We start from the raw sequence: 21,713 nt of genomic DNA, 5'->3' as shown, positions 1-21,713 counted from the left end.
AAGCTTTGAAAAACGCTAGAAACACTAGCCCTGCTCATGGCCTCAACCGTCAGGAAGGCGCTATTGGCGCTCTAGGCTGCCCCGGTCCCAGTGCGCGAGGTTGGCGGCGGCGTTGTACGTGCTGTTGAGAAACTGTGCTAGCGTGGCGGCTGGATCTGGGCTTTGCCGCACGGCCTCATAAGGGAGCAGAAACTCACCTAGCTCCGTGCTATAATATGCAGCGGCGGGTGTCACGTGGGCTGCCGGCAGCTCTGTAGGGGCGGGGGCTGCATAGGCATAAAAAGCTGCTTCCTGCCCGTTGCCGCCGGGCCAGAAACCGTGGCTGATGACCTCATGCGAGTAGGCTTCGCGGGTAATGCTGTCGGCGCCGGCGCGGGGCGGAGCCGTACGGCCCGAAAAACGCGTGACGGCCAAATCGAAGCTGCCCCAGAAAAAATGCACCGGGCTGCACTTGCCCATAAACTGGCCCCGAAACTCCTCCATCACGGGAGCTACTAGGGTCAGGACGCGCCAAAACCGGTGGGCTGCTGCGGCATCGTAGGAGGCATGCTGCGTGTCCTCGAGAAACGGAATGGGATGCTCCAGCTCTACGGGCACAGGCCAAATGGTCATCTTAATGTCTAATTCCACCAGCAAGCGCATCACTTCCCGATAAAAATCGGCCACGGAGCGTGGCTCAAGCGCCAGCTGGCGTTCGGCCCCGTCGCTGCATTTGATGAGCAGCTGATGGTCCAGAAAGTCGAAGTCAATCTGAAAGGCGCGCTCCTCGTAGGGCATTGCCGAGGTAGTGAGCCCGCGAGCAGTAACGTAGAGCGGCACATTCCACCAATGATTTACAAGGGGCGTACAGGCCAGCCGCACTTTGCCGACTATTTGCGTCCAGAGGTGGAGAGTAGCCAACGTATCGGCCCATTCGGCAACAGGCAGCGCAGGCCAAGAGGAAGTAGGTGGCATATGCATCGTGCTAACTGGCAGAGATACGTAAACGAAAGCAACTCCTGTGTGCTAGGAAAACGCTTGGGGGCTCCTAGCAGTGCTTGATGGGTCGCCGGCTCACGGGAGGTTGAAGCGTTCTGCTAACCTAGGAAAACTACTGATATGTACCTCTACCTCAGACGAGAAACTGTATAATCGCCCGATGTAGTTGGTGTAGGGTTTGACTGCCACGCTACCCTAGGAAAACGGGTAGAATGCCCGCTGCTGGTTACTAACTACGCAAAACAATCACTAGGCCGAAACCTAGCACAAAGCCCGACACTGTGCCGGGCTTTGTGCTAGGTTTCGGCCTAGTACAGTACTTAGGCGCCGACTAGTTGCGGCTGGTGTTGTGGGGCCGCTGGCGTGGTAGTTTCCGTGTGCCGGTCGCGGTAGGCGCGCTCGAAGATGAGTGGGAAAATAAAGAGCGTGAGCACGGTACCCGTGATGAGGCCCCCAATCACTACAATGGCAAGCGGCTTTGAGGTTTCGGAGCCGATGCCCGTGCTCAGGGCAGCCGGCAGCAGGCCAATAGTAGCCATTAGGGCCGTCATCACGACGGGGCGCACGCGGGTGGTCACGCCGTCGAAAATGCTGTCGTCGAGGCTCATCCTTCGGAGCAGATTCTGCTTAAAGACCGAGATGAGAATCACCCCGTTCTGAATGCAGATGCCAAACAGGGCAATGAACCCAATGCCTGCCGATATGGAGAAGTTGGTATGCGTAAGCAGGAGTGAGGCTATTCCGCCAATAATGGCAAATGGCACGTTCAACAACACCAGCCCAGCATCTTTGAGGTTGCTGAAAAGAATGAACAGAATAAAGAAAATCAGGCCCAGAGATATGGGCACTACCTGCATGAGGCGCTGAGTGGCGCGGCGCTGGTTTTCAAAGTCGCCGGTCCACTTCATTGAGTACGCTTTGGGCAAGCTCACCACCTCGTCTACCTTCTTTTGTGCTTCCTCAATGGTCGAGCCCATGTCTCGGCCCCGAATGCTGAACTTGACGGCGGCAAAGCGCTTGTTGTCGTCGCGGTAAATCAGCGAGGGGCCATTTACGGGCAGAATGTGTGAGATTTCCGCAATCGGAATCATTTTGCCAGCCAAGGTGGGCACCATCAGGCGGCTGATTTCGGCTGGGGTTTGGCGAAACTGTTCCTCGTACCGCACCCGCACCGGAAACTTCCGCTCGCCCTCGTAGAGCTGCGTGGCTTGCTTGCCGCCCACGGCCATTTCCAGCACCGCGTTGGCGTCGGTTTTGCTTATCCCGTAGCTGGCCATTAGCTGCTCATCTAGTTCCACGTGCAACTCAGGCTGGCCCACGTTGCGCAGCAGCCCAAGGTCGTCGATACCGGGTATGTCCTTCAGTACGTTGTACACTTCCCGGGCCTTGCCTTCCATCACCTCCAGATCGGTGCCATAAATCTTGACAGCAATGGAGCCTTTTACCCCCGAAGCAGCCTCCTCCACGTTATCCATAATGGGTTGCGAAAAGTTGAATACTACCCCCGGAAAGCGCGCTAACTGGCTTTTCATATTGTCAATGAGCTTCTCGCGGTACGCCGCGTGCTTCATCTTATTCTGTACTTCCTTCGTGTGCTTTATCTGCACCAGAAACTCATTATTGTAGAAGCCCGTGGGGTCGGTGCCATCATTGGGGCGTCCCGTTTGGCTAACCACGTCTGAAACCTCGGGGTAGGAAAGGAACACCCGGCGCATCTCGTTGCAAAGCTTGTTTGACTCATTGAGCCCAATGCTGAGCGGCAGCTGTGCCCGCACGTAAATGGAGCCCTCGTTCAGCTCCGGCAAGAACTCGGAACCCAGAAACTTGAACGCGCCCAGCCCCACCACAACTGCCACCGTGGCCAGCAGCAGGCTTACGGCTTTGTGCCCGTATGTGACCCGAAAGAAGCCTTGGGCTCCGCGGTTAATGCCCCGCACGAAAAAGTTGTCCTTTTCCCGCACATCCTTGTTCAGCAGAATGCTCGTGAGCACCGGTACTAGGGTCAGGGTGAAGATAAGTGCCCCGAGCAAGGCGAAACCCAGCGTCCAGGCCAGGGGCGAAAACATCTTGCCTTCCACCTTCTCAAAGGCAAAAATTGGCAGCAGGGCCGTGATGATGATGGCCTTCGAGAAGAAGATAGCCTTTCCCATGTCGCGGCCGGTTTTCTTGATCAGGCCAAGCTTTGCTAGGTGGTTAAACCGCTGCATGCCCACCCGGTGCGCCTTGTGGTCGAGGGCAACAAACAACCCTTCCACCATCACCACGGCCCCATCGATGATGATACCAAAGTCAATGGCGCCCATGCTCAGTAGGTTGGCGCTCATGCCCTTCAGGCGCAGGCAGATGAAGGCAAACAGCAGCGCCAGCGGAATAATAACCGATACAATAACAGTGGTGCGCCAGTCGGCCATGAACAGAAACACAATCACCGTCACGAGCACAATGCCTTCGAGCAGGTTATGAATCACCGTTTCCGTGGAGAAGTCGATGAGTTGCTGCCGGTCGTAGAAGGTTTCGATCTGCACGTCGCGGGGCAAAATCTTCTCGTTCAGCTCACGCACCTTCGTCTGGAGGCTGGCAATAACTTCCGAGGGGTTTTCGCCCTTGCGCATCACCACAATGCCTTCCACCATGTCGTCATTCAGCCCGCGGCCCACTTTACCCAAGCGCGGTAACGCTGACTCTCGCACTACGGCCACATTTTTAATCAGAATAGGGGCCCCATTCACGTTTCTGATGACGGTGTTGTTGATATCGGAAATGTTGTTGAGCAGCCCAATGCCGCGCACCACGTAGTTCTGCTGGCCTTGGTTAATCACGTCGCCGCATACATTGATGTTGGAGCGCTGAATGGCCTCGTACACATCCAGAGGCGTAATAGCGTAGGTATGCAGCTTGCTCGGGTCGACGCTGATTTCGTAGCTTTTCACCTCGCCCCCAAAGCTGTTCACGTCGGCCACGCCCGGCACCGATTTCAGGTTACGCTCAATTACCCAGTCCTGAATGGTCTTCAGCTCGCGCACCGATTTGGTTTTGCTTTCCAGCGTGTACCGATAAATCTCGCCGGTTGGGCCGTACGGCGGCTGCACCTCCGGGTCGATGTTATCGGGCAGATCTACGCCAGCTAGTAAGTTGTTAACCTGCTGCCGAGCAAAGAAATCCTCCACGCCATCCTCAAAAATCACCTTCACCACCGATAGGCCGAAAAGTGAGGTAGAGCGTACGCTCGATTTCTTCTGGACTGGGTTGAGCCCGATTTCAATGGGGGCCGTCACGAACTTCTCGATTTCCTCGGCGGAGCGCCCGGGCCACTGCGTGATAATGGTGATTTCCGTGTTCGTGACGTCCGGAAACGCCTCAATGGGCGTGTTGCGGTAGCTGATAACGCCGGCCACCACCGTCACTAGGGTCATCAGAAAGACGAACCCTCGATTTTTAAGCGAAAAGGCTATGATACCTTCGATGAACTTGTTCATGACTAGGGGGTAAAGCGCTAGTAATCGGATAAGCGGATGGAGCCTGCGCCGAAAATTTGGTGGCGAAAAGGCAAGGGTTTGGCTGTCAGCCCTGCCTAGGGCGACTTCTATGCACCAACCTGTTGGCTCCTGCTCTCTAAAGAATTAGTCGTTGAATTGCTGGTATAGCAGCAGCTGATTTTTGGCAATAATGGCGTCGCCTTCTCGCACGCCGGAGGCCACATAACTTACATCACCTACGGTTTTAGCCACTTTTACCTCGCGGGTTTCCACATGGCGACGGTCTTTGTACACCATAATAAAATGGCGGTCTTTGTCGAAAATGACCGACTGGGCCGGTACGGCTAGCATCTTTTCGTTTTCGATGTTGTACACCTTAATTTGGGCGTACATCTCGGGTTTTAGTAGGTAGCCCGGGTTTGGCAGGCGCACCCGCACGCGCATCACCTTGCTTTCGGGGTCCAGCACGTTAAATACCTTATCAATGCGGCCGGTGAAATGCTTGTCGGGGTAAGCCAGGGTTGTGACGTCGGCACTATAGCCGGTCTTCACCTTGGCAATATCCGACTCGAACACGTTGGCCATAATCCAGATGTCGTCGAGGTTGCTGACGGTGAACAGGTTGCCCACATTATCGGCGTTAAACTGCATGTGGTCCGAGACGTTCTTCTCGGTGATAAAACCCGAGATGGGCGCCCGCAACGTGTAGGTGCCATCAGATGAAACGCCATATATGCTGAGCTGTTTGCGGCTTTTGCCCGCGTTGCCCTGGGCTTTGCGCAGCTCCTGGCGGGCCAGGGTAACATCGCGCTCTGAGGCTAGGCCCGCTTGAAACTGATCTTCTAGCACCTGCAGGTTTTTGCGGGCAATGTCGAGGTCGGTGCCTGCGCTGCTGTTCTGGTTCTGCAGGTCGGCAATTTCTCCGCTTTTAATAACGGCCAGGATTTGGCCTTTCGTGACGTGGTCGCCGAGCTCTACGCTGAGTTGCTCCACCACGCCTCCTACCAACGGGTACACTTTCACGGTTCGGTCGCCATCAGTAGCAATCTGGCCTGAGAGCACCAACTCGTTGCGCACGGGCTGTACCCGCACGGTATCTAGCTGCAACTCCCGCAGCATCTGATCAGAAAGAATAAAGCTTGCTTCAGCTTTAGGGCTGGCATCGGTTTCTGGCTCAGAGCAGCCCGCTAGGGCAAGGGCAAAAGCAACGGGCAGGTAGGGGAGAAGGCGGCGGTTCATATGAGGTAACAGCATGAGGGTTCTAGAGAAAAATGGGGCTAGTCGACGCGTGTGAGCGAGGGGTAAAGCTGGATAAAGGGCAAGTCTTACTCGGCGCGAAACACCGGGCGGCCGATGGCCAGGTTTAGCTGCTCGAAGGCTCGCAGCCGGCTGGCCCGGAGGTTGTTGAGTTGCACCAAGTTGTTCTTGTAGCTCTCGTAGAAATCCAGATACTCGACAAGGCTCAGGTTGCGCTTGGCGTAGCTTTCATCAATGCCCTTCATGAGGCGGTCGAAGTCCGTTGTGTGGCCGTCGGCGCTTTGGTACAGTTGGTCGGTTTGGCGGGCTTGGCGCCAGGCTTCCTGCACCTCGTTCTGTACCATCAGCTGCTGTTGGGTAAGCTGGGCCTTGCTGAGCTCAATTTGGTGTTGCGCCGTGCGGATGTTGCCTTGGTTGCGGTTGAAAATAGGCACCGCAATACCCAGCGTTATCGCATTGTAGTTCTGGATATAGTTGCCGGCCCGGTCGTAGACGTATCCCACGGCCAAGTCAGGGGTTGCTAGGGCGCGTTGTAGGCGTAGGTTCTGAGTTTGTTGTTGCACGGCTGCCTGCCGCGCCTTCACGTCGGCGCGAGTAACTTGGGCCGAGTCAATGAGTTGGATTTCCGTACGCCCGGCCAGCGAAAGGGCCAGCAGGCGTTTGGCATCGGCTAGGGGGTAGTAATAGGCTCCCGTGGTGTCGCGCAGCAGAATGCGCAAGTCGGCTTGCTGACTGGCAATTTCATTGAGCAACATCTGGCGTTCATTGCGCAGCTGAAACAGAAACGCCCGTAAGCGAATCACTTCCTTTAGGGCCACATTGCCTTTCGAATACTGGCCCTCGTAGAGGCTGACGGTGCGTTGGAAGCTAGCCACTTCCTGATTGTACACGCTTACGCTTTGCTGCTTATAGTACAGGTCGTAGAAGGTGCCCCGGAGCTGGAAGCGCAGGGTGCGGAGCAAGTCTTCCAGAGTAAACTGCTCGACTAAAGTGTTCTGCTGCGCCACGCTAGTGGCGGCCTTGCGGCGGCCTGCAATTGAGAAAAGCTGCTGCACCTGCACAATGGTGTTACCAGTGCGCGATACGTCCAGCGTTTTGCCGGTGAACTGGTTATACGCGTTCTGCTCTATCGAAAAAGTGGGGTTGTCCCAGAGGCGGGCCTGCAAAATTTGGGCTTCCGCCGCCGATACGTTGTAGCGCTGGGCCAGCAAGCTGAGGTTGTTCTGCACAAAGCGCTGTTCTGCGCTGGCCAGAGTCAGGCGGAGGGTATCATTGCTGAGCGGGGCGCTGAAGGCAGAACGAGAGCAAAAGCTGAACAGTAAAGCTACTATCAGCAGAAAAGAGGAGCGTTGCATATCCGGTATTCGGTTTGGATATGCAAGAGTACGGGCCCCGTATTAGGGCAGAATTAGAGGTAGATTAGAAACGGATTAGAACCGAAAAACTTTTCCAAAAACGCGGTTCGGGGCGTGTAATTGGCCTGTTTCAGTGGATCAGACTTCTTCCTTGTGTCTGAGAAAGCGCCCGGGCTGGTTTCGGCTCTCAGGGTAGGTAGTGGGAATAAGATGTGACGGAAACACGAATTGCTCATGGCGTAGCTATAGTAGGCAACGCACCGGAAAAGCCAGGTGCGGCACAAGTCTACGCCAGCGGTATTAGAGCCAGATTAGAACTACAGAAGTACGGGGTAGCTTGCTCAAACTACAGGCCTGGGCTCGCCAGGGAAGTGGCTACCTGTTCGTGCGCCAGAGGGTTTGAGCTGCTACGGAACCTAGTCGCCGAACGTAACTTCAGCTAAAGTGCCTTCGTGCAGGCCGGAGGCGATAACCAACTCGCCGCCGTGCAGCTGCACAATGCGACGGGCTAGGGGTAACCCAACTCCGTGCCCTACCAAGTTGCGGGCGTTATCGGCCCGGAAAAACGGCTGATAAATGTACGGCAGGTCCTTGGGGCTAATACCAATGCCGTGGTCCTGAATCCGGATGCGGCGTTTCCCAGGCGTATAGTCGAGGCGTATTTCTACCGGCTCCTTGTCGGGGGAATATTTCAGGGCATTATCAAGCAAGTTGGTAAGTGCCCGGCAAAGAAGCTGACGGTTGCCACGCACCTCAAGCTGTTCAGCCTGTTCCGGAAGGCTACCTAATACTACCTGAACTCGAAGGCGCTGCTCGGGCGCTATAGCTTCCCGAGCTTCCCACACCAACTCATCAAGCCGGATGATATCGGTAGCGCCGCTAGTTGTCTGGGTTAGGTCGAGTAGGTTGTTGATAAGCAGCTTCATCTCCTGCAACTCAAGCAGCACGGAGCTAATTCCCTGCTGGTAATCTGCTGGCGTGCGGTTGCGGTTCAGTAGTACCTGCAGCTCGCCGATACTAGCCGTAAGCGGGGTCCGAAGCTCATGCGAGGCGTTGCTGACAAAGGTGCGCTGCACCTCAAACCCATCTTCGAGGCGCTCCAGCATGCGGTTGAAGGTGTGGGCCAGGCGGGCTATTTCATCTTTTGAGTTCCCTTGTTCGCTTACCCGCAGGTGCAAATCTTGGGTTGTAATTCGGTCTACTTGGTCATTTACGGCCGCAATAGGGGCTAAGACTTTGCCCGCAAACAAGCGTCCGGCTACATAAATGACCACCAAGCTGGCCGAAAAAATGCCGGCCAACACCATAACCAGATGCTGCAGCCGGGCCTTACCGGAAATATTCTGGGCCGCTGCTACAATAATAAACTTACCCTGGTTGTCATTGTAAAATATGCCCACCGCATGGCGAGGACCCAAATCAAAGTACACCTCCTTCTCTAGCAGAATCTGGGCTAAAATCTTGTCAGGAACCCGAACATCCTGATGTTGCTCAATGAAGCGAGGCTGCAGCTTGGCGTCATAGATCTGGAGTATCTCGTCGGTAAGGGTGCGGAGGTAACGCTTCTGAAACGCCCGGAAGGCTTCGGTCCGCAGCTCGTCCTCTTCCAGAAAAACGTAGCCCGTCACCTCGGCCCGGTCTCGCAGGCGCTGCTGAAATTCGTCGCGGGTGTAGTCGGCGTGTAGGATGTAGGTGAAGGTCATGGCCGCCAGCAGAATGACAGCCACCAACCCCAAGAATAGCCACGTCAGACGGTTACGAATAGTCATGCAGAAAATTTACTAGGTCGGAAAAGCAAGCAAAGGTGCGCCTCGACCTACGATTCGCTCCGCAATACATAGCCCATGCCCACCACCGTATGAATTAGCTTTTGGCCAAAGCCCTTATCAACCTTGTTGCGCAGGTAGTTCACGTACACGTCTACTACATTCGAGCCCGCATCAAACGATTCTTCCCACACATCGGCGGCCAGCTCGGCCCGGCTTAGCACCCGGCCGGGGTGGCGCAGTAGCAGCTCTAGCAACCCAAACTCGCGGGCCGTAAGCTTGATGGTCTGACCTGCGCGGGTTACGGTTTTGGCTGCCGTATTAAGCGTAAGGTCTTGAAAAGAAAGCACTGAGCCTTTGGCCTGTTGCCCCCGCCGGCGAACTAGCGCCCGCACGCGGGCCACTAGCTCCGGAAAATCAAAAGGCTTCACGAGGTAATCATCTGCTCCATCCCCGAACCCAAGCAATTTATCTTGGGTGGTGCCCAGGGCCGTGAGCAGTAGCACCGGCGTTTGCTGGTCATGCTCCCGTAAGGCTTGCAACACCTCCAGCCCACTGAAATAAGGCAGAATGACATCTAGAATCACTAGGTCGTAGGAGTGGGTGAGGGCTAACTGACGACCAAAACGGCCATCATAGGCTACCTCCAGCTCAAACCCTTCTTCTTCCAATCCGCGCCGAATGAAGGCCGATACTTTGGGCTCATCCTCAACAAGTAAAATCTTCATAGTGGCACGTGAGTCGCTCGAAAGTAGGTTGCGGCCTGCTAAGTCCCTAGGGCCGATGTGGTCCCGTCAGTTAGTCTTCGTCTTCATAATCCAGCCCCAATAGTTGATTGAGGGCCTGTTGAATTTCGCTGGCGGCGTGCATCTGGCCAGCTTCTCGGGCCACACTCAGGCCTTTTCGGTAAACCTTTTCGGCTTCCTCGGGCTTTTCTAAGTGCTGCAGCATCTTGCCGGCGTGGTAATACGTACCCACGTACTCCGGATGCTCGTCCAGTAGCTTTTGGTAATACTCCATAGCCCGTAGAGGCTCCGTAGTGCGGTATTCCGTGGCCAGCGCGTAAATCGTAAACGGGTCAGTGGGGTCGTCTTGGTAGAAGGCTAAGAGTTGCTGTAAGCGGCTGGGCGTAGTTTCCATGGGGCAGTAGTTTTGAGTATCTTTGCCCCCAAATTTGGGACTTTCCCTGTCTTCTCCTCATATAAGTAGCCGTAGATGAAGTTTCTCGTTTGCATCAGCAACGTGCCTGACACGACCACAAAGATTACGTTCACACCTGATAACCAGCAATTTAATAAGGCTGGGGTGCAATTTGTAATCAATCCTTGGGATGAGTATGCACTCACTCGCGCCATTGAATTAAAGGAGTCGCAGGGTAGCGGCACCGTCACTGTGCTCAACGTTGGCGAGGCTGACACCGAGCCGAACATCCGGAAGGCCCTGGCCATTGGCGCCGATGATGCCATCCGTGTGAATGCTCACCCCAAAGATGCCTTCTTTGTGGCCCAGCAGATTGCTGCCATAGCTAAAGATGGTGGCTACGACGTGATTCTGATGGGTAAGGAAAGCATTGACTACAATGGCTTCCAGGTGCATGGCATGGTAGGCGAGCTGCTCGGCATCCCGACGGTGGCGCCCGCCATGAAGCTGGACATGAGCGGCAACACCGCAACGCTCGAGCGTGAAATCGAAGGTGGTAAGGAAATCGTGGAAGTGAATACGCCCTTCGTGGCGAGTTGCCAGCAGCCTATGTGCGAGCCCCGCATCCCGAACATGCGCGGCATCATGACGGCCCGTACCAAGCCGCTGAAAGTAGTAGAGCCTACCGGCGACGCTGCCCGCACAGAAGTAGCCGCTTACGCGCTGCCCGCCCAGAAGCAGGGTGTAAAGCTCATCCCTGCGGAAAGCGCCGGCGACCTGATCCGTCTGCTCCGCAACGAAGCAAAAGTTATCTAATTAAACAGAATGAGCTGGAAGGTATGCGGTTAAAAAGCACCTGCTCTAAGCATACCTTCCAACTCACTACTCATAACTCCTCAGAAAATGTCTGTTCTAGTTGTTGTTGAATGTGATGGCGGCGAGGTAAAAAAATCCTCGCTGGAAGTAGCTTCTTACGGTAGCCAGGTAGCTCAGCTGCTCGGCACCACGGCTACCGCAGTAGCAGTGGGCGAAGTTACCGAAGCGAACCTGGCCCAGCTGGGCGAGCAGGGCATCACGAAAGTGCTATACGATGCGGAGCCCCGCCTCAAGGATTTTGTAAACGGAGCCTATACCAAGCTCATCGCTGCCGCCGCGCAGAAAGAAGATGCTAAGGTGCTGGTGCTGGCTAACTCCAACATTGGGGCAGCCGTTGGCTCGCGCCTTTCTATCCGGTTGCAGGCTAGCCTGGCTACCAACGTGGTTGAGCTACCCAAAATGGACGGCGGCAGCTTCACGGTAAAGCGCGGCGCCTTCTCGGGCAAAGCCTTTGCCGACGTGAAACTCGACGGCGAGCGGAAAATCATTGCCGTAAAGAAAAACTCGATTGAGGCGCTGCACGAAGCTGGCAAAACTGCGCAAGTAGAGTCATTCTCTGCTCAGCTAACGGATGCCGACTTTACCGATGCTCCCAAGCAGGTAATTATGCAGGACCAGGCCGGTGGCATTCTGTTGCCCGAAGCCGACAAGGTAGTATCAGGCGGCCGCGGTATGAAAGGCCCCGAGAACTGGCACCTGATTGAGGAGCTGGCCAAAGCACTGGGTGCGGCAACAGCTTGCTCCAAGCCTGTATCAGACGTAGACTGGCGCCCTCACCACGAGCACGTAGGCCAGACGGGCATCACCGTTTCTCCGAACCTGTACATTGCCTGCGGTATTTCGGGCGCTATTCAGCACCTGGCCGGCGTAAACTCCTCGAAGGTAATTGTGGTCATCAACAAAGACCCCGAGGCCCCGTTCTTCAAAGCCGCTGATTATGGCATTGTAGGCGATGTGTTCGATGTGCTGCCCAAGCTCACGCAGGCAGTAAAAGAGTTAAGCTAGAGCCATTAAGTACTAGGGTCTCAGGAATAAGGAACCGCCACCAAGCGAAGCCAAATATCCTGAGACCCTAAGTCTTTTTTAGCCGTATGCAGGTTGATACGCCGGGTTTAGTTTCTTTTGCATCCAGAATCTATTCTTGCGCTAGCCCATTTATCTGGTCTGGTTTCCAGTACCTACGTTTCTAAGCCCCTCATTTCCTTTGAAAAAGATACCGCTCGAAATTCTGGGCCTGTCGTCCAGCCAGTCGCAGTCGGGCTCATTTGCCCTTATTCTGGGTGAAAAGACCGGCAACCGACGCCTACCGATCATCATCGGTATGTTTGAGGCGCAGAGTATCGCCATCCAGATAGAGAAGATTAATCCGAACCGGCCGCTGACCCACGACCTGTTCAAGTCTTTTGCTGAGCAGGTGCACGTAGCCGTGCTGGAAGTACTGATTTCGGACCTGAAGGAAGGTGTGTTCTATTCCAAAATTGTGTGCTCCGACGGAGCCAGCACCTTTGAGCTTGACTCGCGCCCTTCTGATGCTATTGCCATTGGCCTGCGTTTCGGAGTGCCAATTTTCACGGTAGAAAGCGTGCTGAGTGAAGCCGGCATCATCCTGTCGGACCTCGATGAGAATGCCGATGAGGACGATGACGACACCGACGAGGACGAAGACGAGGACAACGACCAGCCCTCGCCGAAGCCTTCGGAGCCCCGCGACCCTAGCGGCCAAGTTTCGTTGGATGAGCTGACCAAAATGCTGGCCCAGGCCCTGGAGCGTGAAGACTACGAGAAGGCCGCCAAAATCCGCGACGAACTCAACAAGCGCAACGACTAGCTTTGCGGTTAGTGCTTGCCTAGTGATGTACAGAACGACTTTCTGCCAGCTGGCAGAAAGTCGTTCTGCTTTTTCGGTGGCTCAGCTATTACCCAAGCTACTTATGCGGTTGTCCGTACCTTGCTGGCTCAACCTCCCGTTTGTATTTGCTGCACATGGATTCTACTACCCCCGCCGCTGACCTGAACCTGCGCTACCCCATTGGCCAGGCCGTACTGCCCGACGAACCCCTTGACCGCGGTACCCGCACCGCCTATATGGCCCAGATAGCCACGCTACCTGACCAAGTGCGCGCCACCGTGGCCGGCCTGACGCCCGCCCAGCTGGACACGCCGTATCGGCCGGGCGGTTGGTCAGTAAGGCAGGTACTGCATCACCTGCCTGATTCGCATATGAACAGCTACATCCGCTTTAAGCTGGCTCTTACCGAGGATAACCCCACCGTGCGGCCCTACGAGGAGCAGGCGTGGGCCGAGCTACTTGATACCGAGGCAACGCCAGTGGCCGTATCGTTGGCGCTCTTGGAGGCGCTGCACATCCGGTGGGTGAAGCTGCTGCGCAACCTAACCGATGCACAATGGGCGCGCACGTTCTATCATCCTGGCACGCAGCGCAAGTTCACCCTTGATCAAGCCCTAGTATTATACGCCTGGCACGGCCGGCACCACTTGGCGCACATCACGGAGCTTCGGCGTCGTGAGCAGTGGTAAAGCACAGTTCGACCTCAACACAGCCCTAGTAAAAAGGCCCGTACTCAAGCTGAGTACGGGCCTTTTTACTAGGGCTGTTGCTGGAAGAAGCCTAAATATTAATGGCTTCATCGGTGGTAGCGGCAGCCAAGCCACCTTCCGTTTCGTCGTCGACCTTTTTGGCGGCGCGCACTAGGCTGCTGCTGAAGATAAACTCCTTGAGTTCGGGCACCTGGGCATTCAGAATTTCGTCCTTATTGCCGTCCCAGAGTTTTTGGCCTTTGTAGAGGAAGATGATATGGTCGCCAATTTCGATGACGGAGTTCATGTCGTGGGTTACTACCACCGTCGTGATGCCGTACTCGTGGGTGATTTCGTGAATCAGCTCGTCAATCTTGATGCTGGTGAGCGGGTCGAGGCCGGAGTTGGGTTCATCGCAGAACAGGTAGGTACAGTTGGGCGCAATAGCGCGAGCAATGCCCACCCGTTTTTTCATACCGCCCGAAATTTCAGAAGGCATTTTGGTACCTGCATTTTCCAGGCCCACGCGCTTCAGGCAAAATTCTACCCGGTCGCGGCGCTCTTCGCGGCTCATGTCGGGCGTGAGCATCTTGAGCGGAAACTCCACATTCTCATACACCGTCATCGAGTCGAACAGCGCTGAGCCCTGAAACAGCATCCCGATTTTTCGACGGATATCCTGCCGAATGTTCACTTTGTTGTTGGTGAAGGCCGTACCATCGAACGTGATACTGCCCAGGTCAGGCTTCATCAGGCCCACAATGCACTGCAGCAGCACTGATTTACCCGTACCCGAGCCGCCGAGCAGCAAGTTGCATTTGCCAGTTTCGAAGGTGCACGTAATGCCCTTTAGCACCTGGTTGCCGTCGAAAGCTTTCTGAACGTTATGAACTTCAATCATTTCTTAAGGTCTTGGGAGTTCGGGAGCCTAGGGCCGGAAAGTGAGGCAACTGTTCAAGCATGGCGCGAAAACCAGCTGCCAAGCACCAGAAACCCGAACAAATCAGAGAAGCAGCGCGGCCAGCACAAAGTCGGCCACCAAGATGGCAATAATGGAGTTGTTCACGGCTGTGGTGCTAGCGGCGCCAACTTCCAAGGCACCACCTTGGGTGTAGTAGCCTTTAAACGACGAAATAGCCGAGACCAGGAAGGCAAATACCACCGACTTGATCAGGGCAAATACGATGTTGTAGGGAATAAAGTCGGTGCGAATACCTTCTACATATTCCTGCGCCGAAACTGCCCCGGTGAGCGTGCCTGCCAAGTAGCCCCCAATGATGGACAAGGCCATTGCTAGAATTACCAGCAACGGGAACATCAGCATGGAGGCTATAATACGTGGCAACACCAGATACGAGGCAGAGTTAATGCCCATTACTTCCAGTGCCGCTACCTGCTCTGTGATGCGCATAGTGCCGAGGCCGCCCGCAATGCTGGAGCCCACTTTGCCTGCCAGCACAATACTGGTAATAGTTGGGGCCAGCTCCAGAATCGTCATTTCGCGCACCATATAGCCGATGGTGCTTTTCGGAATGAGCGGGTTAGTTAGGTTATAAGCAATCTGAACGCAGGTTACGGCCCCGATAAAGGCCGATACGATGGCGACAATAAAAATGGAGTTGATGCCAATGACGATGCACTCATCAATAGTGCGGTTCCACAGCACTTTAAAACGCTCTTTCCGCGTGAGCATGCTCTGCAGGAAAAGCAGAAATTCACCGAAGGTTTTGACCATAAAAGCGAAAAAGAAAAGAAAAGCGGAAACTTGCGGTGGTAGGATACGCCGGGCATAGTGCCGAGCTGAACTCCTTACGTAAAAACCGATTCAGAAATCAAAGGAATGCAAAAAAATATCGTTGTAACGGGTGGCACCAAAGGAATTGGGCGCGCCCTGGTGTTACGCTTCCTGCAAGCCGGCCACCCCGTCATTACCTGTGCCCGCTCCGCTCCTGATTTAGAGGAATTGCAAGCCGCTGCTACCAAGCAAATTCCGGGTGCCGTGCTGCATACCATGCCCGCCGACTTAAGCCAGCGTGAAGACGCCGTCCGCTTTACGGAATTTGTGCGAAAGGTAGGAGAGGTAGCAGTGCTCATTAACAACACCGGCTCTTTTATTCCCGGCCGCTTGCAAGATGAGCCCCAGGATGGCTCTCAGCTGCGCCGCATGCTGGAAGTAAATCTGCTGAGTGCCTACGACGTGACCCAAGGCCTTCTGCCGGGCATGCTGGCCCAAAAATCGGGGCACATATTCAACATCTGCTCTACGGCAAGCCTCACGGCTTACCCCAACGGTGGCTCGTATGGTATTGCTAAGCACGCGCTACTGGGCATGACGCGCAACCTGCGCGAAGAACTGAAAGATGCTGGCATTCGGGTGACGGCTGTGCTGCCGGGCGCTACGCTCACGGCCAGCTGGGAAGGGGTGGATCTGCCCGCGGAGCGATTTATTAAAGCCGAAGACGTAGCCGAAGCTATTTTTGGCACCTACAGCCTTTCGCCCCAGGCCGTGGTAGAAGAACTGCTGATTCGGCCCCAACTCGGCGACTTGTAACGCGCTGCAGGCCTAGTAGCACTAGGCCTATTCAGGAGCTGAGGGTTTGGCTACCACAGTACCCTAGTAACTTAGGGCTGCGACGTGAGCTTTCCCTTACCCGTGATGCCCAGTTCCAGTAACGGTACGGCGCCGGCATAATACACCGTGCCCGTGCCGGCGTGCGTGCCAGCCAGTAAGCGCGCCGGCCGAACGTACGCGTTGCCGCTGCTGTCGAAGTTGGTTTGCAGGTACACCTCCTGCAGCGGTAGCTCGGTGGCGTACAGGCTGCCATTGCCGCCTAGGGTGTGGTGCAGCTCCGAAGCCGTGCCGCTTAGGTAGATGTCGCCGAGCTCGTATTGGCTCATGCCCAGGTAGGTACTGGCCAGGTTCAGGTGGTAGTCGCCGGAGCCGATGAGGTGGGCAAATAGGGTATCAGCGCGAAACGTGCCCACGGTACGAATATCGGCCTCGCCCCGCAGAAACATGCCCGATAGGCGAGGCGTGTGCAGCGTTACTTCCCGAGGTGTATTGTAGCGCCGAACCCAGTTGCAGCGACTGCTATTGCGGATGGTCAGGTAGCCGTCGGCTTCCTCCAGCCGGATATCTTCCTGCAAATTCTGGCCGGCCCGCACCTCGGCGTAGGTTTCTGTATCCTGCACCAGCAGTACCGTTACGTTGTCGTAGGTAGTCAGCGTGTGGAAGGGCTGCAGGGCACGGCGCTCAGTTCGAATGCTGCCGGTGCTGGTGAAACAGCCTGCCTCATTTTCCTTCTGGCAGCCTGATAATGTGAGGACGACTGCTACTCCTGCCGCAAGCCCACGTAAAAGCCGCCAGGGGGCGCTAACTTGCGGCCATAATTCAAACCAATACATTTACCTACAGCTATGGACCTAAGCGGCAAGGTAGCCATTATCACAGGCGTCAGCAAAGGCATTGGGCGCGCCACGGCCGAGGCCTTGCTGGCGCGCGGAGCCGTAGTGGCCGGTTGGGGACGCACCGCGCCCGAAGGACTGCAGCACGAGCGGTTTCAGTTTTTTGAGTGCGACATCCGCAACGAGGTAGCCGTGCAGGAGGCCTTTACCAATACCCAGCGCGAGCTAGGACCGGAAATTCATGTGTTGGTGAATAATGCTGGCATCGGCAACTTCGGGCCCATTGATGGCTTCTCTTCTGAAGAGTGGCACGCCATGTTTGATACCAATGTGCACGGCTTATTTTATTGCACGAAAGCGGTACTGCCACAAATGAAAAAGCAACGCGCAGGTCATATCATCAACGTCGCGTCGTTGGCAGGTACAGCGGGGACGGCAAACCTGGCTGGCTATTGCGCCACCAAGTATGCGGTGCGCGGCTTTTCTGATGCGTTGTTTAAGGAAGTGCGGCCCGATGGTGTGCGCGTGACCTGCCTGATGCCGGGCTCGGTGGAAACCAACTTCAACAACGCTACCCCCGGCCAGCAGCCCGACCCGCACAAAATGCAACCCGAAGATATTGCCGCCGCCATAGTGCACGCCCTGGAGGCGCCCCAAACGGTGATGATTTCCGAGCTGCAAATGCGACCTACGCAGCCCAAATAAGAAAAAGTACTAGGCCTCCAGCCGGTTCAAACCCTAGTAGGGGCTAGTGCAATGTCGGTCTGCCGACTACGTTTACAGATGCGCCGCCAGGGCAACCCGCAATACACCTTATGGTAGAAGTACAACACCTAACCAAAACCTTTGGCACCCAAGCCGCCGTCAACGATATCAGCTTCACGGTGGGTAAGGGCGAAATCCTGGGCTTTCTGGGGCCGAACGGGGCGGGCAAGTCCACGACGATGAAAATTGCCACTGGCTACCTGCCGCCCACTTTCGGGACGGTGGTAGTGGATGGCTTCGACGTGCAAACCCATCCGCTAGAAGTGCGCCGCCGCGTGGGCTACCTGCCGGAGCACAACCCCCTGTACCTGGATATGTATGTGCACGAGTACCTTGAATTCATTGGCTCGGTGCACGGCCTTTCGGGGAGCCAGTGCCGCCAGCGGGTAAAGCAGATGGTAGACCGCGTAGGGCTAGGGCGGGAGCAAAACAAGCAGATTGGGGCGCTTTCTAAGGGTTACCGTCAGCGCGTAGGGCTAGCGCAGGCCCTGATTCATGACCCCGGCGTACTAATTCTGGATGAGCCTACCACCGGCCTCGACCCCAACCAAATTGGCGAAATCCGCAATCTGATTCGGGAAGTAGGCCAGGATAAAACCGTTATTTTCTCTACTCATATTCTGCCCGAGGTAGCGGCGCTGTGCAGCCGCGCCGTCATCATCAACCGGGGGCAACTTGTGGCCGACTCGCCGGTGGCAGAATTAGGCGCCAAAGCCGCGGGCGAAACCATCATCCGGGCGGAGTTTGAGCAACCCATTGATCTAGTCCCACTGCGGGCGCTGCCAGGTATCAACCACGCTGAGCAGGAATCAGGCAACACCTACCGGATTCGGGCGGCGGCTGGCTCGGATCAGCGCGGGGCTATTTCCCGGTTGGCCTCGCAACAAGGCTGGGTGCTGCTTGGGTTGCGGCAGGAAGAGCAGTCCTTGGAGCAAGTGTTCCAATCGTTAACCAAATAAGCGGGGCTAGCCCTGTAACGCATTCTACCTAGCACATCCTTCGATGTACTCCATTCTTCGCAAAGAATTCAATTCCTTTCTTAACTCGCCGGTAGCGTATGTTGTCATCGGGGTGTTTCTGGTAGCAACCGGGCTGTTTGTATGGGTGTTTCCGGATAGCAGCGTGCTGGATTACGGCTTTGCTGATTTGCAGACGCTGTTTAACATGGCCCCCTGGATCTTTCTGTTCCTGATTCCGGCCCTGACCATGCGCACATTTGCCGAGGAGAAGAAGGCCGGTACCATTGAATTGCTGCTTACTCGTCCGCTAACCGATGGACAGATTCTAGGAGGGAAGTACCTAGCATGCCTGCTGCTGGCCTTGTTAGCGCTGCTTCCCACGTTGCTCTACTATTACTCCGTTTATCAGCTAGGCAACCCCCAGGGCAATATCGATTCGGCGGCTACGGTGGGTTCGTATTTAGGCCTTGTGTTGCTGGCGGCGGTGTTTTCGGCCATCGGTGTTTTTGCCAGTGCCATCACCCGCGACCAAATCATTGCCTTTCTGGTGGCGGTAGTAGGGTGCTTTTTGGTGTACTCTGGCTTCGATTCACTAGCCTCCGTGTTTGACGGAACCCCGGCCTACTACATTGGCCAGATGGGCATTGCGGCTCATTACCGCGACCTGAGCAAGGGCCTCATTGACTCCCGCGACCTACTGTATTTCCTGAGTTTGATTGCCGGCTTGCTGCTCGGAACCAAGCTAGTATTGCAAAGCCGTAACTGGTAGCCGCCCGAAAGACCATGTCTGAACAACTACCAACCCCAATACCCACTACCCGCAAACGCCGCGACCTCACGCGCTTTGGTTTGGCGCTGCTTGGCTTACTGTTGCTGAACTTCATCGGGAGTTTCTTCTTTTTTCGCCTCGATCTGACGGAGGAAAAACGCTATACCATGTCGCCGGCAACGGCTACGCTGCTTGAAAACCTTAAGCAACCCGTCACGGTGACGGTGTACCTTGACGGCGACTTCCCGCCCGCGTTCCGGCGCCTGCAGCAGTCGGTGCGCGAAACCCTAAACGAAATGCAGGTGTACGGCGGCGCGAACCTGCACTATGTCTTCGTCGATCCATCGGCAGCTGGCACCGAAAAAGCGCGCAACGAATATTACGCCACTCTGCTCAAGAAAGGCTTGCGGCCTACTAACCTGGGAGGCAACGAAAACGGCAAACGGGTTGAGAAGATCATTTTCCCATGGGCTACCGTGGCCGCAGGCGGCAAAGAACAGCAGGTGCTGCTGCTGCGCGGTAACCAAGCTGCGCCTTCTGATGTCCGACTCAACCAAAGCATAGAGGGCCTGGAATATGAACTGGCTAGCGCTATCCGGAAGCTGAACCCCGGGCAGCGCAAGCGCATTGGGGTGCTGGAAGGCCATGGGGAGCTCTCAAACGTGGAGGCCGGCGACCTAATTGGCTCTCTGCAGCAGTATTATGATGTGTTTCGGGTAAACCTGAATCAGGCCAAGCCTCAGGATTTACGCACCCTCAGTGCCATTATTGTGGCCAAGCCTGCCACGGCTTACACGGAGCCCGAAAAGTTTAAGCTAGATCAGTTTATCACACAGGGTGGTAATGCGCTGTTTTTCGTGGATGCCATGCGCGTGAACCTCGACAGTGCCAACCGCGGCGGCATGTTATCGTTTCCGCAGCAGCTAAACCTCGATGACCTACTCTTTAAGTACGGCGCGCGCATCAACCCCGACCTGATTCTGGATTTGAACTCCGGCGTCATTCCGTTGGTGACGGGCGCCCTCGGCGACAAGCCTAAAGTAGAGCCGATGCCGTGGCAGTTTTACCCGCTCATCAATAACTTCAGCCAGCACCCCATTACGCGCAACCTGGATGCAGTGTACACCAAGTTTGTGAGCAGCATTGATACCGTAAAGGCCGCCGGCATCCGCAAAACGCCTTTGCTGTTCACCTCACGCTACAGCCGGGTACTACCCTCACCGGTGCCCGTAAACCTCAACGACGCTCGGTTGGAGCCCAACCAAAGTTTGTACAAGCAGCAGTTCGTGCCGGTAGGCTACCTGTTGGAGGGGCAATTCAAATCGTTGTACGCTAACCGCGCGCAGCCCGGTACTACCCAGTTTCAGCCCGCCAACTCCCCGCAAGCTCGGCCAGCCAAAGTCCTTGTGCTATCCGACGGCGACTTTGTGCGCAGTGAGCTGGACCCCAAAACCGGCCGCCCGTTCCGCCTCGGCTTCGACCGTCTGGCCAACACCGAGTTTGCCAACCGTGAGCTGGTACTGAACGCCGTTGATTACATGCTAGATGAGTCGGGGCTGATTGCGGTGCGAGGTAAGCAGATTACACTGCGCCCCTTGGATAAGCTGCGCGCAGCAGAAGAGCGCCGTCGCTGGCAGCTCCTGAACCTGGCGGCGCCGCTGGGGTTGCTAGCCGTGTTTGGCCTAGTGCGCGCTTGGCGCCGCAAGCGGCGATATGCGTCGTTTTAGCGCCTAGGCAGGAAACACAGGAGAAAAGCTGATTACAGCCGGATATCGTCTTCGTGAATAAAGGTAGCGAGCAGGGTATGCAGTAAATCGTTGTCGGTTTCTGAGTAGGAAGCAAGAAACGAGCGACTCTCGGGGTTCTGATAGCCCGGAAGGTGCCGAAATTCCTCGGGGCTGAAAGCTTTAAAGCCCATGGACCATTGCGAGAAGTTGCGCGCCTGAATCGGACCATCGGCCAGCTTTATCAGCCGGAAGTGGCGCGTATCCTGCCGGATGCGCTCAAAGATGTAATCGACCTCTTCCTTCGGGCCCTCCAGCACCTGCATAATATCGCCGTGGCTATAGAGCAAGATGCCCGTCAGCTGATGATCCGTGTTCCAACGACGTGACTGCAACAGTAAATCTGCCAGGTCTTTTTCGGTCATAGGAGTCGTAGCCGAACTCTGATAAACTACGTGATGGAGCAGGGGAAACGTCATGAGCAAGAACTGGCCTGAGGGAATGGAAAGGCGAGGTAACTTTTTTGCTGAAATATTCCTATCTAGAAGCTTAAATAGGTGGGGTATGTATATTTTTTATTTCCTCAACTACGTCTCAGGCCGGAGCGATGCTAGCCCTGGCACATGGCTGGAGAGTTTCGCAGGAACCGTTTTCCCGCTGCCCGCCCATTTCTAAACCCGCTGCCGTTTCCTATCTTTGTCCTCT

20 protein-coding genes are annotated in these 21,713 nt (G+C 55.7%); 9 read left to right on the top strand and 11 right to left on the bottom strand.

From position 1 onward, the window contains the following. Window positions 1–60 precede the first annotated feature (60 nt). The 7 genes from ACYVHC_RS03350 to ACYVHC_RS03320 all read right to left on the bottom strand — a co-directional run bounded on the left by ACYVHC_RS03350 (window position 61) and on the right by ACYVHC_RS03320 (window position 9,972). Window positions 61–954: a DUF5996 family protein gene (locus ACYVHC_RS03350; RefSeq protein WP_460612251.1), complete on the bottom strand. Its 894-nt coding sequence runs from the start codon at window positions 952–954 to the stop codon at window positions 61–63. 344 nt (window positions 955–1,298) lie between these two features. Then, a complete protein-coding gene (locus tag ACYVHC_RS03345) occupies window positions 1,299–4,454 on the bottom strand; it encodes an efflux RND transporter permease subunit (protein ID WP_460612250.1) in 3,156 nt (1,051 codons plus the stop codon). A gap of 144 nt (window positions 4,455–4,598) precedes the next feature. After that, on the bottom strand, window positions 4,599–5,693 hold the full coding sequence (locus ACYVHC_RS03340; protein ID WP_460612249.1) for an efflux RND transporter periplasmic adaptor subunit: 1,095 nt from the start codon (window positions 5,691–5,693) through the stop codon (window positions 4,599–4,601). Between the two features lie 86 nt (window positions 5,694–5,779). Next, window positions 5,780–7,066, bottom strand: coding sequence for a TolC family protein (locus ACYVHC_RS03335; protein WP_460612248.1), 1,287 nt, complete (start codon window positions 7,064–7,066; stop codon window positions 5,780–5,782). A 416-nt stretch (window positions 7,067–7,482) separates the two neighbouring features. Beyond that, window positions 7,483–8,835: a sensor histidine kinase gene (locus ACYVHC_RS03330; protein WP_460612247.1), complete on the bottom strand. Its 1,353-nt coding sequence runs from the start codon at window positions 8,833–8,835 to the stop codon at window positions 7,483–7,485. A 47-nt stretch (window positions 8,836–8,882) separates the two neighbouring features. Continuing rightward, a complete protein-coding gene (locus tag ACYVHC_RS03325) occupies window positions 8,883–9,560 on the bottom strand; it encodes a response regulator transcription factor (protein WP_460612246.1) in 678 nt (225 codons plus the stop codon). 70 nt (window positions 9,561–9,630) lie between these two features. Further along, entirely contained in the window at window positions 9,631–9,972 is a 342-nt protein-coding gene (locus tag ACYVHC_RS03320; protein WP_460612245.1) for a tetratricopeptide repeat protein, read from the bottom strand. 75 nt (window positions 9,973–10,047) lie between these two features. On the opposite strand from ACYVHC_RS03320, the gene ACYVHC_RS03315 reads away from it, so the two are divergent. The 4 genes from ACYVHC_RS03315 (at window position 10,048) to ACYVHC_RS03300 (ending at window position 13,386) form a co-directional block, all read left to right on the top strand. Next, the gene (locus ACYVHC_RS03315) at window positions 10,048–10,788 is read left to right on the top strand and encodes an electron transfer flavoprotein subunit beta/FixA family protein (protein ID WP_460612244.1); all 741 of its coding nucleotides are present in this window, start codon (window positions 10,048–10,050) and stop codon (window positions 10,786–10,788) included. 87 nt (window positions 10,789–10,875) lie between these two features. Then, the gene (locus ACYVHC_RS03310) at window positions 10,876–11,853 is read left to right on the top strand and encodes an electron transfer flavoprotein subunit alpha/FixB family protein (protein ID WP_460612243.1); all 978 of its coding nucleotides are present in this window, start codon (window positions 10,876–10,878) and stop codon (window positions 11,851–11,853) included. Between the two features lie 199 nt (window positions 11,854–12,052). Then, window positions 12,053–12,676: a bifunctional nuclease family protein gene (locus ACYVHC_RS03305; RefSeq protein ID WP_460612242.1), complete on the top strand. Its 624-nt coding sequence runs from the start codon at window positions 12,053–12,055 to the stop codon at window positions 12,674–12,676. Window positions 12,677–12,831: 155 nt separating this feature from the next. Beyond that, on the top strand, window positions 12,832–13,386 hold the full coding sequence (locus tag ACYVHC_RS03300; RefSeq protein WP_460612241.1) for a YfiT family bacillithiol transferase: 555 nt from the start codon (window positions 12,832–12,834) through the stop codon (window positions 13,384–13,386). Window positions 13,387–13,477: 91 nt separating this feature from the next. On the opposite strand, the gene ACYVHC_RS03295 is transcribed toward ACYVHC_RS03300, so the two are convergent. Together ACYVHC_RS03295 and ACYVHC_RS03290 are read right to left on the bottom strand one after the other, a co-directional pair. Beyond that, window positions 13,478–14,287, bottom strand: coding sequence for an ABC transporter ATP-binding protein (locus ACYVHC_RS03295; protein WP_460612240.1), 810 nt, complete (start codon window positions 14,285–14,287; stop codon window positions 13,478–13,480). 102 nt (window positions 14,288–14,389) lie between these two features. Then, complete coding sequence (locus ACYVHC_RS03290; protein ID WP_460612239.1) at window positions 14,390–15,121, bottom strand: MlaE family ABC transporter permease; 732 nt, start codon at window positions 15,119–15,121, stop codon at window positions 14,390–14,392. Between the two features lie 105 nt (window positions 15,122–15,226). Here ACYVHC_RS03290 and ACYVHC_RS03285 point away from each other — a divergent pair, with 105 nt between their 5' ends. Then, the gene (locus tag ACYVHC_RS03285; protein WP_460612238.1) at window positions 15,227–15,937 is read left to right on the top strand and encodes an SDR family oxidoreductase; all 711 of its coding nucleotides are present in this window, start codon (window positions 15,227–15,229) and stop codon (window positions 15,935–15,937) included. Window positions 15,938–16,008: 71 nt separating this feature from the next. On the opposite strand, the gene ACYVHC_RS03280 is transcribed toward ACYVHC_RS03285, so the two are convergent. Beyond that, on the bottom strand, window positions 16,009–16,791 hold the full coding sequence (locus tag ACYVHC_RS03280; RefSeq protein ID WP_460612237.1) for a head GIN domain-containing protein: 783 nt from the start codon (window positions 16,789–16,791) through the stop codon (window positions 16,009–16,011). Window positions 16,792–16,803: 12 nt separating this feature from the next. Between ACYVHC_RS03280 and ACYVHC_RS03275 the strand changes: the two genes are divergently transcribed. The 4 genes from ACYVHC_RS03275 (at window position 16,804) to gldG (ending at window position 21,011) form a co-directional block, all read left to right on the top strand. Next, a complete protein-coding gene (locus tag ACYVHC_RS03275; protein WP_460612236.1) occupies window positions 16,804–17,496 on the top strand; it encodes an SDR family oxidoreductase in 693 nt (230 codons plus the stop codon). 110 nt (window positions 17,497–17,606) lie between these two features. Then, on the top strand, window positions 17,607–18,515 hold the full coding sequence (gene gldA, locus ACYVHC_RS03270) for a gliding motility-associated ABC transporter ATP-binding protein (protein ID WP_460612235.1): 909 nt from the start codon (window positions 17,607–17,609) through the stop codon (window positions 18,513–18,515). Between the two features lie 43 nt (window positions 18,516–18,558). Next, complete coding sequence (gene gldF, locus ACYVHC_RS03265; RefSeq protein WP_460612234.1) at window positions 18,559–19,284, top strand: gliding motility-associated ABC transporter permease subunit GldF; 726 nt, start codon at window positions 18,559–18,561, stop codon at window positions 19,282–19,284. Between the two features lie 14 nt (window positions 19,285–19,298). Further along, window positions 19,299–21,011 (top strand): motility-associated ABC transporter substrate-binding family protein, encoded by a 1,713-nt coding sequence (gldG, locus tag ACYVHC_RS03260; protein WP_460612233.1) that lies wholly within the window; start codon window positions 19,299–19,301, stop codon window positions 21,009–21,011. Between the two features lie 32 nt (window positions 21,012–21,043). Here gldG and ACYVHC_RS03255 read toward each other — a convergent pair whose 3' ends face one another. Then, window positions 21,044–21,487 (bottom strand): BLUF domain-containing protein, encoded by a 444-nt coding sequence (locus ACYVHC_RS03255; RefSeq protein ID WP_460612232.1) that lies wholly within the window; start codon window positions 21,485–21,487, stop codon window positions 21,044–21,046. Window positions 21,488–21,713: the final 226 nt, after the last annotated feature.

It is taken from the genome of Hymenobacter seoulensis, from assembly GCF_054780535.1.
This window is presented reverse-complemented; position numbering and strand designations above follow the sequence as displayed.

Coding starts and splice junctions, on each gene's coding strand:
- gldG (WP_460612233.1), top strand. CDS start 19,299: ATGTCTGAACAACTACCAACCCCAATACCCACTACCCGCAAACGCCGC.
- ACYVHC_RS03325 (WP_460612246.1), bottom strand. CDS start 9,560: ATGAAGATTTTACTTGTTGAGGATGAGCCCAAAGTATCGGCCTTCATT.
- ACYVHC_RS03345 (WP_460612250.1), bottom strand. CDS start 4,454: ATGAACAAGTTCATCGAAGGTATCATAGCCTTTTCGCTTAAAAATCGA.
- ACYVHC_RS03330 (WP_460612247.1), bottom strand. CDS start 8,835: ATGACTATTCGTAACCGTCTGACGTGGCTATTCTTGGGGTTGGTGGCT.
- ACYVHC_RS03315 (WP_460612244.1), top strand. CDS start 10,048: ATGAAGTTTCTCGTTTGCATCAGCAACGTGCCTGACACGACCACAAAG.
- ACYVHC_RS03340 (WP_460612249.1), bottom strand. CDS start 5,693: ATGAACCGCCGCCTTCTCCCCTACCTGCCCGTTGCTTTTGCCCTTGCC.
- ACYVHC_RS03290 (WP_460612239.1), bottom strand. CDS start 15,121: ATGGTCAAAACCTTCGGTGAATTTCTGCTTTTCCTGCAGAGCATGCTC.
- ACYVHC_RS03255 (WP_460612232.1), bottom strand. CDS start 21,487: ATGACGTTTCCCCTGCTCCATCACGTAGTTTATCAGAGTTCGGCTACG.
- ACYVHC_RS03350 (WP_460612251.1), bottom strand. CDS start 954: ATGCCACCTACTTCCTCTTGGCCTGCGCTGCCTGTTGCCGAATGGGCC.
- ACYVHC_RS03285 (WP_460612238.1), top strand. CDS start 15,227: ATGCAAAAAAATATCGTTGTAACGGGTGGCACCAAAGGAATTGGGCGC.
- ACYVHC_RS03295 (WP_460612240.1), bottom strand. CDS start 14,287: ATGATTGAAGTTCATAACGTTCAGAAAGCTTTCGACGGCAACCAGGTG.
- ACYVHC_RS03310 (WP_460612243.1), top strand. CDS start 10,876: ATGTCTGTTCTAGTTGTTGTTGAATGTGATGGCGGCGAGGTAAAAAAA.
- ACYVHC_RS03275 (WP_460612236.1), top strand. CDS start 16,804: ATGGACCTAAGCGGCAAGGTAGCCATTATCACAGGCGTCAGCAAAGGC.
- gldF (WP_460612234.1), top strand. CDS start 18,559: ATGTACTCCATTCTTCGCAAAGAATTCAATTCCTTTCTTAACTCGCCG.
- ACYVHC_RS03320 (WP_460612245.1), bottom strand. CDS start 9,972: ATGGAAACTACGCCCAGCCGCTTACAGCAACTCTTAGCCTTCTACCAA.
- ACYVHC_RS03300 (WP_460612241.1), top strand. CDS start 12,832: ATGGATTCTACTACCCCCGCCGCTGACCTGAACCTGCGCTACCCCATT.
- ACYVHC_RS03335 (WP_460612248.1), bottom strand. CDS start 7,066: ATGCAACGCTCCTCTTTTCTGCTGATAGTAGCTTTACTGTTCAGCTTT.
- ACYVHC_RS03280 (WP_460612237.1), bottom strand. CDS start 16,791: ATGTATTGGTTTGAATTATGGCCGCAAGTTAGCGCCCCCTGGCGGCTT.
- gldA (WP_460612235.1), top strand. CDS start 17,607: ATGGTAGAAGTACAACACCTAACCAAAACCTTTGGCACCCAAGCCGCC.